A 12,162-nucleotide genomic window follows, 5' to 3' on the forward strand; every position below is an offset into this window, starting at 1 on the left:
GCTGCCAGGCCTCTCTATGATTTTAGGTATAGGCACCGATCTGGCGGTGATTGAGCGTGTAGCACAGGCTGTGGAGCGACGGGGCGAGCGCTTTGCCCGTCGTATTCTGACGGATTATGAGTTGGAGCGCTTTCGTACTCATCCTCAGCCAGTCAGCTATCTGGCCAAACGTTTTGCCGCCAAGGAAGCGGCGGCAAAAGCAATCGGAACAGGTATCGGTAAAATCAGCTGGCAGGATCTGGAGATTCGTTCAGCGGAATCCGGCGCGCCTCAATTGGTACTGCTCGGTGCCGCTGCCGAGCGTTATCAGAATTATCCACAACTGGTTTGCCATCTGTCGATCTCTGATGATGGTGGCTTAGCGCAAGCGTTTGTGGTGCTTGAAGCACGAGGCTAATGCTTTTTGCGGTTTTGGCTGTCGCTGCGGTTTTGGCTGTCATTGCGGCTGCAACGACAACATCTTTTTCGAAGTGAGACTTGTGGCTGCGCAAGCCTCACTCCGGTTCATTTATGAGGCTTTAAGAGTCCGCTTTTTGTAGCAACTGCTGTTCCCGGTGCCAGCTTTCCAGTTTTTCCAGCTCCTGATACAGGGTTTGTAAGGTGCCCTGAGCTGCGACCAATTGGTTCATCTTTAACTGGGTTTCCAGGGTTTCAGTTGTCAGCGCTAAACGGGGTACACCACAATAACGGGTGGCACCATGCAGGTGGTGCACAGCATGGATCATCTCTTCGATATCATTACCGTTAAAGGCTTGCTCCAGACTGGTACGGCTATCAGGAATACTCTGGATCAGCATATCCAGCATCTCTTTTGCCAACGCAGGTTTACCACCTGCTAGCTTAATGCCCAATTCCATATCGACCACATCGTCAATCACTTCTTCTGAAGCCATAACCCGCAACTCATCGTTAGCATTATGCAGCATACGTGGACTGAACCCGGTCCAATGACGGATAATACTGGCTAACTTTTGCTCATCAAAGGGCTTAGTCAGCAGATCATTTAACCCTGCTTTCAAGAACTTATCTCCCTCTTCCGGCAGAGCGTGGGCGGTCAAAGCGATAATAGGCAGCTCTTCAAAGAGTGGGCTTAGATTACGGATGCGTCGTGTTGCTTCCAGGCCGTCCATATCTGGCATTTGAATATCCATCAGGATCATATCCGGGCGTTGGCTTAATACCAGCTCAATAGCTTTTTTACCGTTGTTGGCCTGGACCACATTGAGACCGTATTCATTGAGTAGACTGCTGGCCAGTAGCAGATTAGCCGCATTATCATCGACTACCAGGATAGTTGGCGCTTTAGCCATCTGTTGAGAGGTAACAGGTGTTACGCTATTAACAGAAGGCTGTATCGTTTGTGTACCGCTTGTTTTGGGGTGGGTGCGTGCCGTTTGCTCGGGGCTGTAGCTTGTCGAGTGTGCTCTATTATTTTCGGTTTTGCTCGAGAGGTATTCGTTATGGTCTATATGGGCTCTTCTATCCAGATAGTTTCCAGGGGTTGATTGGTTGCTTAGCTGACCACTAAAGCTATGGGGGCGGCTTAGCTGCAGAATAGCATCAATGGCTTCGTGAAGATGCTCAAGGCCTACAGGCTTTGTATCGACGCGGTGTATACCTGCACTCATATATCGGGTAATCAAATCAGCATCGTTACTGCCAAGCAGAACTAATACCGGAATCTTTTCCGCTAACTTATGGCTTAGAGCCAGTGTGGCACGGTCCGCGGCTTCTTTTGCATTAAAGGATAGTATCGCCAGATCTGCTTTTGGTTTTTGAACGTCAATATCGCTAAGGCTGTCATAGCTTTTCACTTTCAGGCCAAAGTTATTCAACTGGTGGCTAAGGGCTGTTTGTCCCAGAGGATGGCTTTCAATCAACAGCGTATCCATAGGTGTAAAGCGATGGGTTGCAGGACTGTCAAAACTGTCTTTGCTCAAAGGTGTGCGCAAAGTAAACCAGAAGGTGGAGCCTTTACCTATTTCACTTTCCAGACCTATCTCACCCCCCATCAACATCACCAGGCGCTGACAAATCACCAAGCCCAATCCAGTACCACCGAACTGTCTGGTTTGACTCGGATCAGCCTGGGTAAAAGCTTTAAACAAATTGGCTTGCTGTTGCGTGCTTATGCCAATACCTGTATCAGTCACGCCAATTTTCAGTAGCAGATCATCCGGGTTTTCCTGCTCGACCATTACGCGCACGACAACTTCGCCCTGTTCGGTAAATTTCACCGCATTACTCAGCAGATTGGTCAGTACCTGCTTTAGACGCAGGGGGTCACTGATCAGGTGCACAGGTACATCGTCATAGATCATGCACACCATCTCCAGCTTCTTACGGTGTACTTCAGGGGCAAGCAAAGTGATGGCTTCATCCATCAAATCACGTAAATTAAAAGGTATCGATTCCAGTTCCAGCTTTTGTGCTTCGATTTTAGAAAAGTCGAGAATATCGTTAATAATTGCCAGCAGACTTTCAGAAGCATTATGAATATTGCCCAGGTATTCACTTTGTCGTGGGTTCAGTGGCGTACGACGTAACAGGTTACAGAAACCGGCAATACCATTGAGTGGTGTACGGATCTCATGACTCATATTGGCCAGAAACTCGGATTTAATACGGTTGGCTTCTTCCGCTTTTTTGCGTGACAGATCCAGCTCGATACTTTGAGTTTCCATGGTTTCCATGGTCTCTTCCAGCTCGTAGGTGGTTTGTTTAATGCTGTCTTCCAACTCCCGACGACTCAGTGCGATATTCTCGCTCATGGTATTCAGGTCTTTACTGAGCTGCTGGAATTCGGGGCACCCCAGTGCTTCTGCACGACTGTCAAAGTCCCCAGCGGTTAACTTGCGTATCGTCTGGCTCAGTTCCTGAATCGGCAGCAGAAACTGGCGTCCCACCCTTAGAGCCGTAATCAGGGTGATAATCATCAGTGAGATCACCACCAGCCAGTTAAGAATAATATCGTAGATCGTATCCAGTCGGGTTTGGCTCAGGCTAATCTCCAGCTCCAGCCAGCCGACGATGCTTTGGGTTTGCACTTCCATGGGCGTAAATTGAGGTCCTGCAGGCAGTGTAGCCGGGCTATTTTGTAGTTGACTGTTAGGATAAGTGGCCAGGAGAGGATGGATAATTCGCAGTGAGGCCTCGGAGTAACGCACCAACGGTTGATTTTGCAGGCGGTGGCTGGCATTACTGACCGGGTACATGCTGGGGCCGCCATGGAGGATATTGACGCGCTTTTGATTATGCACAGAGACTGCTCGGATATCGGCTTCTCGTAAGAGCTGGTCTATCATCTGACGCATCTGTTCTCTGTCACCCCGCTCAATACTGAACGCCATAGGTATACTCACCTGACGAGCTAAGGTTTCACCGCGCTGCATCTGATTCTTCTCAAGCAGGGCGTAATAATTTAAGAATAGATGAGTACTGAGTACTAACGCCGTCACCATGGCTGGCAGTAAGGCAATCAAAAGAATTTTATTTCGCAATGGCCAATGGTTCATGCAATAGTCCGAAGTAGGATATTTAACTGATTGTTTGCTGTTTGTTGCGTAAAGCTCAGCCTAAAAATATGGCAAACAGATAACATAATTGCTGTTGCCATTATACTGTCCGATGAGCCTACGCCTAGGCTATTTAAAGCGGCAGTTATAAGGAAATAGCAAAGCATTATTTTGTAATTCTCTAAAAATACCCCATATAAGCAGTCAGATAATTGGCCGGTCAAGCTGTTTACATGTAAAAGCTCGGTCAAAACCGGCAATGACTAGTTTGAGAATGATTATGTCCCGAATTCAAGATGAATTTTCTGAGTACCCAACTATTGAAGCCTTTGTGGGACAAACCCCTCTGGTGCGTTTACAGCGTTTGGCTAATAACACCTCCTCTGTGGTACTGGCCAAGCTTGAGGGTAATAACCCGGCCGGTTCCGTAAAAGACCGACCGGCGTTGAGCATGATTAATCTGGCAGAAAGCCGGGGCGATATTCAGCCTGGCGATACCCTGATCGAAGCCACCAGTGGTAATACCGGTATTGCCCTGGCCATGGTCGCAGCGATTAAGGGTTATAAGATGGTGTTGATCATGCCGGACAATATGAGCGAAGAGCGCAAAGCTTCTATGGCGGCTTACGGTGCTGAACTGATCACCGTCAGCAAAGAAGAGGGTATGGAAGCCGCTCGTGATCTGGCGCTGCAGATGCAGGAAGAGGGTAAAGGCAAGGTGCTGAATCAGTTTGGTAACCCGGATAACCCGGAGGCCCACTATCAGACCACAGGCCCTGAGATCTGGCAGCAGACCGGTGGCAAGATCACACACTTTGTCAGCTCCATGGGCACCACGGGCACCATTATGGGCGTTTCCCGTTACCTGAAAGAGCAAAATCCAGAGATCCAGATCGTAGGCCTGCAACCCAGTGAGGGTTCCAGTATCCCGGGCATTCGTCGCTGGCCGGAAGAGTATCTGCCGACGATTTTTGAAGCGGACCGTGTGGATCGTGTGCTGGATATTGGCCAAAGCGATGCGGAAGAGACCATGAAAGCGATGGCGATGCAGGAAGGCATCTTTGCCGGAGTGTCCTCCGGTGGTGCCATTGCCGGTGCGTTAAAAATCGCTGAAGAAAATGAAAATGCGGTCGTGGTGGCCATTATTTGTGATCGCGGTGACCGTTATCTGTCCACAGGCGTATTTAACAGCTGATCGCTTGCTTAACCTAACAGTCATTTGGTAAGCCTTTGTTAACTTTCAGCAGTGGTTTTGTAGCATTGCTGGACATGCTCAGATTAGTCGCTATTATCTGCCGCCAATGTGATACCCGAATATTTGTTTTTCCTGTAATACGCTATTTATCGGCGTTTATCGGCAAAACAGTTCGGGTCACTCTGTAAAGATAAAGGAGACGACGTGCCTGAACTCACCATAGAACGCCAAAGCCACGATGGCCGCGGTATCGCCCGACAGAAGGGAAAAACGACTTTTGTTGAAGGTGCGCTGGCAGGGGAAACTGTTCAGGCCCGTATCACTAAAAAACACCGCCGCTTTGATGAAGCGGTGTGTGAAGAGATTCTGACTCCCAGTCCACAGCGTATCGAACCTGACTGCGAATACTACGCCAAGTGCGGTGGCTGTAGCCTTCAGCATCTGGGGCTGGAGCAACAACGAGAAGTCAAACGCGATGCGCTGGTCGATCAACTGCAACGCTTTGGCAAGATCGAACATATTCCTCTTCACGAGCCTCTGCTGGATAAAAGCTGGGGTTATCGTCGTAAAGCCCGTCTGGGCGTGAAATGGAATCGCCATGGTGAGCTGATTATCGGTTTCCGTGAGAAAGCCTCACCTCATTTGACTCCTATTCAACACTGTAAAGTGCTGATGCCACAGCTGTCGGCATTGATCCCGTCCCTGTATGAGCTGATTCCTGAACTGGAATCGAAAAAAACTATCGGCCACCTGGAGCTGGCACAGGGGGATGAGGGCAGCGCCATTGTAGTGCGCCACCTGAAAAAACTGTCCCACCGTGATCTGACGCTGTGGCAAGGCTGGGCACAAACACACAATACCCGTCTATATTTGCAGCAGGGCGATGCTCATTCTCTGACCTCACCGGATCACGAAGATGCCCAAGAGCTGCACTATAAGTTGGAAGGATTAAAACTGGCGTTTTTGCCTAACGATTTTGTTCAGGTGAATCCGGCGATTAATGCCCAGATGGTGCAGCGTGCACTGGAGTGGTTGGCTCCCACATCAGAAGATGTGGTGCTGGACCTGTTTGCAGGGTTTGGTAACTTCAGTCTGCCAGTAGCCCGGCATGCGGCTAAAGTTGTGGGCATTGAAGGTGAGCAGGCGCTGGTGAATCGGGCGAAAGAGAATGCCGCGAGTAATGGCATAGAAAATGCTGAGTTCTATCGGGCTGACTTAAGTCAGTCTTTTAAAGACCTGCCCTGGGCAAAACAGGGATATAATTTACTGATTCTGGATCCACCGCGTACCGGTGCCCAGAATATTTGTCAGCAGATTGCGCAGTTTAAGGTAAAACGCCTGGTGTATGTATCCTGCAACCCCTCAACCCTGGCACGGGACAGCGCCATTTTGGTGCAGCAAGGGTATAAACTGCAGAAGACCTGCATCATGGATATGTTCCCCCATACGACCCATGTGGAATCTATGGCACTGTTTGAAAGGGCTTGATTTCCACTGGAAGTATCAGGGGGGAACTGTTGTATCACATTGAGTGTTGCATCACATTGAATGTTTCATCCAATGGAATGGTGCATCAAATTGAGGGAAAGAAGGCGACCGGAAGGGTGACATGAGGGTTTATCATCCAAGCTACATTGTTCAAACAGGGCTTTAGGCAAATCACTGATCAGTGATTAATTTCAGCCATTGAGCAAACCGGTCAGCTTCTTAAGATAAAAAACAGGATCTTAGTCCGTTAGACAAGGGTCTAAGCCGCGAAACAAAAGTTTTGTGGGCACGAGGCACTCTATGCTCCGATCTCTTGAGTGGAGAATAGAGAATGGCTTTTGTTTCGCTAAGTAATAAACAATAAGAAACTGAACTTGCACAGGCAGAATCATGGTAAAAGTCCGCGAAGATCAACCAATCAATCCTGATGGTAGTGTCAATATCCCTGGATGGCTGAACCGGCTACAGGATGATGTCACTCTGAGCAACCCTGAACGCGTGGAAAGTGCGTGTGAACTGGCACAGAGACTGGAGCAGGAGGCCGCCAGTAATGAAGAGAATGCTTGGGTCGCCTCCGGTGCCAGCAGCTTCCGTACAGGCCTGGAAATGGCCGATATTCTCGGCGAGCTGCAGATGGATGAAGACACCCTTATTGCTGCAATCCTGTACCGAGCGGTACGGGAAAATCAGATCAAGCTGGAAGCGATTGAAGAACAGTTTGGTGCTACCGTCAGCAAACTGATTCATGGTGTCACCGAGATGGCCGCCATCAGCCAGACTCAGATGCCGGATGATGGCGTGGTATTTGGCCAGAGCAAGAGTCAGCTGGAAAACCTGCGTAAGATGCTGGTGACCATGATCGACGATGTGCGTGTCGCCCTGATCAAGCTGGCTGAGCGGACTTGCGCAATTCGGGAAGTGAAAAAAGCCCCCCGTGATAAGCGTTTGCGTGTTGCCCGTGAAGTCTTTGAGATTTATGCCCCGTTGGCCCACCGTCTAGGTATTGGTTATATCAAGTGGGAGCTGGAAGATCTGTCCTTCCGCTATCTGGAAGAGGAACAGTATAAAAATATTGCCCGCCTGCTGTCGGAAAAGCGCCTGGACCGTACGGAATATATCGCGAAAGTTATCGCGTTACTGGAGAGTAAGTTACAGGCGGAGGGTATTGAGCCCGAAGTCAATGGCCGCGCCAAACATATTTACAGTATCTGGCGTAAGATGAAGCGTAAGAACATCGACTTCTCAGAAGTGTATGATGTGCGCGCGGTACGTATTCTGGTACCGGATGTCAAAGATTGCTATACCGCTTTGGGTATTATTCACGGTCTTTGGCATCATATTCCACACGAGTTTGACGACTATATCGCCACGCCTAAAGAGAACGGTTACCGCTCACTGCATACTGCGGTAGTGGGGCCGGAAGGTAAGGTGCTGGAAGTTCAGATCCGTACCCATGATATGCACGAAGAGGCTGAACTGGGCGTTTGTGCCCATTGGCTGTATAAAGGCACGGATACCAATCAGACCAGCGATTCCTATGAAGAGAAGATCGCCTGGCTGCGTCAGGTATTGGAATGGCATGAAGAGGTGGGTGATGCCAACGGTCTGCGTGAAGAGCTGCGCAATGATGTTGCACCGGATCGTATCTATATCTTTACCCCGGATGGCCATGTTGTTGATCTACCCCACGATGCGACCCCAGTCGATTTTGCTTATCGTGTCCACACCGAGGTAGGGCACCGCTGTCGAGGTGCCAAAGTTAATGGTCGTATCGTACCTTTGACCTACCGCCTGAAAACCGGTGATCAGGTGGAGATTCTGACTTCAGAGAGAACACGGCCCAGTCGTGACTGGTTGAACCCTGCGTTGGGTTATGCCCTGACATCCCGTACGCGGGCCAAGATTCAAAGCTGGTTTAAACTGCAGGATCGTGATCAGAATATTATCGAAGGCCGTCATCTGCTGGAGAAAGAGTTTAAGCAACTGGGCCTGAATGATCTGGATCTGAAGAAACTGGCTAAAGCGGTCAACTACAGTGCAGAAGATGATATGTATGCCGCACTGGGTGCCGGTGATCTGCGTATCGGTCAGGTGCTGAGCGTGGCGCAGAACCTGTTTGGTGAGACCGACGACGAAGAGCAGATGGAGAAATTCCTGACCAATCGTCGTTATCATCAGGGGGGTAAAGGCTCCGATGATGTCACTATTCACGGTGTCGGCAACCTGATGACTCAAATCGCTAAATGCTGTCACCCGCTGCCGGGTGATGAAATTATCGGTTATATCACGATTGGTCGCGGTGTTTCGATTCACCGTCAGGACTGTGCTAATGCCTGGCAGCTTCGAGAAGATGATCCTAACCGTATTATCAACGTAGAGTGGGGGGCGAAGACCAACCACATGTATTCGGTAGACATCCGCATCCGCTCCTGGGATCGCCCGGGTTTGCTGCGGGATATCACGCTGGTGTTAGCCAATGAAAAGGTCAATGTATTGTCATCGAACACCCTGACCGATAAAAAAGAGAATCAGGCTAATATCCTGATCACACTGGAAGTGGAAAGTTTACAGGTGCTGGGACGGGTATTGAATCGTATCGAGCAGCTGCCCAATATTATTGACGTACAGCGTTTCTCAGAAAAGCGTACTGGCTAGTTTAGTGCTGATTTAAACTGAACGTCAGAAATGGACGTATAAAAACGGCTGCAACCTTATGGAAGCAGCCGTTTTTTTATATCATCTACATCTATCGTTAATAACACCTATACCATTACTGATAAATTATTTGATATTTGGATTTGGTTAGACAAGCGAAGCGCCATTCGACACTGACCTAGATACCCAATTATTGTCGGAAGGCACCTACGGCTTTTCCGGCCTACAGCAACTTATCAGGATTGGTTTTAAACGCCGACTGGGGATATTGAGTGAGCCTGATTGTGTATAAAAGCTATGCAGCCCGAGTAGACTTTGATGCGGGTAAAGTCTGTCTGGTTGGCAAGATTACAGGCGTGGAACCTGAGATCACTTTTTATGGCAAAACTCTGGAAGAGATTCAGTCTGAGTTTCATAAGGCGGTGGATCAATATTTGGCTGAATTACCGCAAAGCCCCGGTATGGTAACACCTGCACAATGCAGCCAGGGTAAACCCTAAGGCCATCAAGATTATTCTTATATAACCCCTGTCATGGTTGGCATTGATGTGCTCAGCAGAGTTAACCAAGACACCTTATTTGCTTTTGTCCCTATCCCCTCTTCTGATTAGCCTACTCAGCCAAAAATAGTTAAACTATTAATTAATATATTAACTAATTTGAGTTCAAGATGGGTGCTCTATTGTCTTCCCTCACTTCTACCCTGAGAGTGATCTGGCCGTCGGTGGCGGTTACTGGTCCGATTCTGTTTGTGATGTGCTTGCTGGCGCTGTTGAATACCTTTCAGTTGGCTTCGACCGCTGAACTGGCGACGGTATTGGCCTGTGTCTTTGTGCTGTTGGAGTTACCGCGTTTAAAGCCGGGTCAACGTAAGCAGATCGGTATGCTGGCGGGGATTGGTTTTGCTTTTGCGCTGTGGGCTTGGTTTCAGGGCAGTGACTTGGCGTTGCTGGATCTTCTGGGGGAGCATCTTAAGCTGGTTATGCTGCTCACTGCGGTTAACTTTATCAGTCTGGCGACGCGCTTAGAGCGTAGCGGTGAGAGGCGCGGGTTGGGCAGTTTTTCCTTTACGCTGGTTGGTATGCATCTGTTCTCGGCGATTGCCAATTTCTCATCGGTAATTATGGTGGGTGATCAGGTGAAGCGTAACGAGCGGGTGGATGCGCTGTCGCAGATGATCCTTTCGCGGGGTTTTGGTCTGGCGGTGTTGTGGTCGCCGTTTCTCAGTATTCTGGCGCTGGTGTTAGAGCAGGTGCCGGGAGCGGAGTTATACCGTATCTATCCGTTTTCCATTTCGTTAGCGCTGTTGGGTTTGTTGCTGTGTGTGGTGGATGCCAAGCTGCGTTTTCCTCGGTCGTTGGCCGGTTATGAGGGTTATCCGTTAAAGGCATCGACGCTGACTTTACCTGTGGTGATGATGGCCTGTGTGTTGTTGATGACGGCCTTGTATCCGGTTTTGCCGACGGTGGCGGTGGTGTCCTGTGTGGCGATTCTGGCACCTTTGGCGCTGGTGTCGTTGCGCCAGGGGCCGGTATCGGGTGTTGGGACTTTAGGTCGGCATATTACGACTAAACTGGCGGATGCCCGTGCGGAGATCTCGCTGTTTCTGGCGGCGGGTATTCTGGCCGGTGGCGTTAAGGCGTGTATTGGTGTCGGTTTGATTGCTTTGCCGTTTACCGAGACCAATGCGTTAGTGGCGTCTGTGGTGTTATGTGCGGTGGTGTTTTTGGCCCATATTGGTCTGCATCAGCTGGCGGTGGTGGCTATTTTTGCCGGTCTGCTGGCAGATGTGACAACCACGCCAACGTTGATGGCGGTGGCTTATCTGTTGGCGACGGCGCTGTCGATGTCGGGTAGTACTTTTAGTGGTTTAAGCTTTATTTTGCAGGCGCGTTTTTATACTCAACCTCGGGATATTCTGTCGGTGAATCTGCCCTTTACTCTGGCGATGCTGGCGGCGGGTTGTGGCATCTTGTTTCTGATGGAAGCACTGGGTGTGAGCTAATTTCAACTTTTTTAAATGATAGGCTTTGCTTATTCCTTGTTATTGTTTTACGATAATTGTTATCGTAAAACAATAACTTTAGGATGAGTTATGACAATATCTACTTTAAGTACTGGTTTGTATAGAGCCAGTTGGGCGTTGGTCTGTTTTATTCCAGCCAGCTTTGTCTTTGATTGGTATCTGGCGATCAGTCAACAAGACCTGAATGAGGTACAGCTGTCATATGAGGTGGTTTATGGCAATCTTGAATTATGGCAATGGTCGGCGGGGGTTGGGTTAACAGCTCTGCCTATGCTGGCGCTGGTGGCTGCATTCAAGTATCTGAGCCACCTTATGAATGAATTTTCCCAGGGACACTATTTTTCCCTGCCTGCAATAAATTATCTGCACCGCTTTTCAACCTGGCTGCTGGTTAGCACCGCGCTGGGTATTGTGATTGTTCCCTTGCTCAGTGTGGCGCTGACTCTTAATAACCCGGTAGGCGAGCGTTGGATTATGGTTTCATTGGAAAGTGATGACCTTTATGCTGCTCTGATTGCCCTGGTGTTTTTTGTGGTGACCCGTATTCTGCAGGAGGGACGGCGTCTTGATATGGAAAATGCGGAGTTTATTTGATGCCGATTAAGGTATGTCTGGATCAGATTCTGGCTAAACGCAATGTGACCTCAAAGGCACTGGCAGAACATGTGGGCATTACGACAGCTAATATGTCATTGCTGAAACAGGGCAAGGTCAAGGGGATTCGCTTTGCCACACTGGAAAGTATTTGTGAGTTTCTGGAGTGTCAGCCAGGGGATATTTTGATCTATGATCAGGATGAACGAGAATCCTGAGCGTTGAGTAGGCAGATGATCTGATTTTATCCGCTTGTAAGATAAGAGAGCAGCGTGATAGCAATAAAGCATACAGGTATTGAGGCTTTATTGCTTTTCGCTGCTTGCCCGGTCTCCGTGTTACTATTCCCATTTTAACGGATAGCGCGTAATTCTCCTTCCAAAATTAACGAGCTCAGGCGAGATATTTTGGTGGGAGATGGATAGCGCGGCCAACGTCAAGTTGGCCTATCTTGATTCTCGATGTACTCTTTGAGCACTTCAACTGGTGCTCCGCCTGCAGTCAGCAGGCAGTAAGCTCGACTCCAGAGCACTGGTTTCCAATAATACTCTTTTAGGTGCTCTGAGAACTCTTTTCGAATCTTTCGGCTTGTGACCGTTTTTAGGCTGTTTACCAGCTTAGATGGCTGAATCGTCGGGTTAAGTTCAAGCAAAAGATGGATATGGTCGGATTCACCGCCAAACTCAAGC

The 12,162-nt window shown here is 49.1% G+C and carries 10 protein-coding genes; 8 read left to right on the forward strand and 2 right to left on the reverse strand.

The features are described 5' to 3' along the window. The first annotated feature begins 16 nt into the window (after positions 1–16). Positions 17–397, forward strand: a complete 381-nt coding sequence (acpS, locus tag H579_RS0120985) for a holo-ACP synthase (protein WP_028302289.1) — start codon at positions 17–19, stop codon at positions 395–397. Positions 398–518: 121 nt separating this feature from the next. Here the strand turns inward: acpS and H579_RS0120990 are convergent, their stop codons facing one another. Then, on the reverse strand, positions 519–3,515 hold the full coding sequence (locus H579_RS0120990) for a response regulator (protein ID WP_036567047.1): 2,997 nt from the start codon (positions 3,513–3,515) through the stop codon (positions 519–521). Between the two features lie 280 nt (positions 3,516–3,795). On the opposite strand from H579_RS0120990, the gene cysM reads away from it, so the two are divergent. The 7 genes from cysM to H579_RS0121025 all read left to right on the forward strand — a co-directional run bounded on the left by cysM (position 3,796) and on the right by H579_RS0121025 (position 11,691). After that, positions 3,796–4,710: a cysteine synthase CysM gene (gene cysM, locus H579_RS0120995; protein ID WP_036567049.1), complete on the forward strand. Its 915-nt coding sequence runs from the start codon at positions 3,796–3,798 to the stop codon at positions 4,708–4,710. 204 nt (positions 4,711–4,914) lie between these two features. After that, entirely contained in the window at positions 4,915–6,198 is a 1,284-nt protein-coding gene (gene rlmD, locus H579_RS0121000) for a 23S rRNA (uracil(1939)-C(5))-methyltransferase RlmD (RefSeq protein WP_028302292.1), read from the forward strand. A gap of 390 nt (positions 6,199–6,588) precedes the next feature. Beyond that, positions 6,589–8,853 (forward strand): GTP diphosphokinase, encoded by a 2,265-nt coding sequence (gene relA, locus H579_RS0121005; RefSeq protein WP_028302293.1) that lies wholly within the window; start codon positions 6,589–6,591, stop codon positions 8,851–8,853. A 272-nt stretch (positions 8,854–9,125) separates the two neighbouring features. After that, positions 9,126–9,353 (forward strand): hypothetical protein, encoded by a 228-nt coding sequence (locus H579_RS26920; RefSeq protein WP_036567051.1) that lies wholly within the window; start codon positions 9,126–9,128, stop codon positions 9,351–9,353. A gap of 170 nt (positions 9,354–9,523) precedes the next feature. Beyond that, entirely contained in the window at positions 9,524–10,858 is a 1,335-nt protein-coding gene (locus H579_RS0121015; RefSeq protein ID WP_036567053.1) for a hypothetical protein, read from the forward strand. Between the two features lie 90 nt (positions 10,859–10,948). After that, the gene (locus H579_RS0121020) at positions 10,949–11,473 is read left to right on the forward strand and encodes a DUF2975 domain-containing protein (RefSeq protein ID WP_028302295.1); all 525 of its coding nucleotides are present in this window, start codon (positions 10,949–10,951) and stop codon (positions 11,471–11,473) included. After that, positions 11,473–11,691 (forward strand): helix-turn-helix domain-containing protein, encoded by a 219-nt coding sequence (locus H579_RS0121025; protein WP_028302296.1) that lies wholly within the window; start codon positions 11,473–11,475, stop codon positions 11,689–11,691. The genes H579_RS0121020 and H579_RS0121025 overlap by 1 nt, the downstream gene beginning before the upstream one ends. A 218-nt stretch (positions 11,692–11,909) precedes the next feature. Here the strand turns inward: H579_RS0121025 and tnpA are convergent. Further along, positions 11,910–12,162: IS200/IS605 family transposase (gene tnpA / locus H579_RS0121030; RefSeq protein WP_028302297.1), on the reverse strand; the 253-nt coding region annotated here is incomplete at its 5' end.

The organism is Oceanospirillum beijerinckii DSM 7166, from assembly GCF_000422425.1.
Lineage (GTDB): Bacteria > Pseudomonadota > Gammaproteobacteria > Pseudomonadales > Halomonadaceae > Oceanospirillum > Oceanospirillum beijerinckii.

Coding starts and splice junctions, on each gene's coding strand:
- H579_RS0120990 (WP_036567047.1), bottom strand. CDS start 3,515: ATGAACCATTGGCCATTGCGAAATAAAATTCTTTTGATTGCCTTACTG.
- H579_RS0121025 (WP_028302296.1), top strand. CDS start 11,473: ATGCCGATTAAGGTATGTCTGGATCAGATTCTGGCTAAACGCAATGTG.
- acpS (WP_028302289.1), top strand. CDS start 17: ATGATTTTAGGTATAGGCACCGATCTGGCGGTGATTGAGCGTGTAGCA.
- H579_RS0121020 (WP_028302295.1), top strand. CDS start 10,949: ATGACAATATCTACTTTAAGTACTGGTTTGTATAGAGCCAGTTGGGCG.
- H579_RS0121015 (WP_036567053.1), top strand. CDS start 9,524: ATGGGTGCTCTATTGTCTTCCCTCACTTCTACCCTGAGAGTGATCTGG.
- relA (WP_028302293.1), top strand. CDS start 6,589: ATGGTAAAAGTCCGCGAAGATCAACCAATCAATCCTGATGGTAGTGTC.
- cysM (WP_036567049.1), top strand. CDS start 3,796: ATGTCCCGAATTCAAGATGAATTTTCTGAGTACCCAACTATTGAAGCC.